General features: G+C 67.4%; 1 protein-coding gene. It reads right to left on the bottom strand.

What is annotated here, in order from left to right; translation table 11 throughout:
- Positions 1–802, bottom strand: an 802-nt coding sequence (gene trpS, locus DMB66_RS60040) for a tryptophan--tRNA ligase (protein ID WP_125812712.1), incomplete at its 3' end; no start/stop codon positions are given.
- Positions 803–837 lie beyond the last annotated feature (35 nt).

The raw sequence follows: 837 nt of genomic DNA, 5'->3' as shown, positions 1-837 counted from the left end.
GTTCGAGCAGTTCGTCTATGGTCCGCTGGGTCAGCGCCGCGTACATGGTCAGCAGGTTGCTGATGCCGGGCTTGTTCTCCTCGTCGTAGAGGATCTCGCGGCCGGTGTCGGTGACCGCCGACTTGATCTTCTTGGCCGACCGGGCGGGCTCCTCCAGCAGCTCGAGGATGCCGTTCGGCGAGGACGCGGACTTGGACATCTTCGCCGTCGGCTCCTGCAGGTCGGTGATCTTCGCCGTGTCCCGCACGATGTAGGCCGAGGGCACGGTGAAGGTCTTGCCGAACCGGGTGTTGAAGCGCTGGGCCAGGTCGCGGGTGAGCTCGAGGTGCTGACGCTGGTCCTCGCCCACCGGCACGGCGTCGGCCTGGTAGAGCAGGATGTCGGCGGCCTGCAGGATCGGGTAGGTGAACAGGCCGACGCTGGTGGTCTCCGAGCCCTGCTTGGCGGACTTGTCCTTGAACTGGACCATCCGGCCGGCCTCGCCGAAGCCGGTGATGCAGCTCAGCACCCAGGCGAGCTGCGCGTGCTCGGGGACGTGCGACTGCACGAAGAGGGTGCAGCGCTCGGGGTCCAGGCCCAGGGCGAGCAGCTGCGCCACCGACAACCGGGTGCGATTGCGCAGGGCCACCGGGTCATGCCCCATGGTGATCGCGTGCAGGTCGACGACGCAGTAGAAGGCGTCGGCGGTTTCCTGCATGGCTACCCAGTTGCGGACCGCGCCGAGGTAATTCCCGAGGTGGAATGAGTCGGCGGTCGGCTGGATGCCGGAGAGCACCCGGGGACGGTGGTCGGCGTCGGACATGAGCGCCATTGTGTCAGCTTCGGCGGGCTTTCCGT

This window comes from Actinoplanes sp. ATCC 53533 (genome assembly GCF_003947245.1).
Note: the sequence above shows the minus strand (reverse complement) of the source record. Positions and strands in the feature narration are given on the sequence as shown.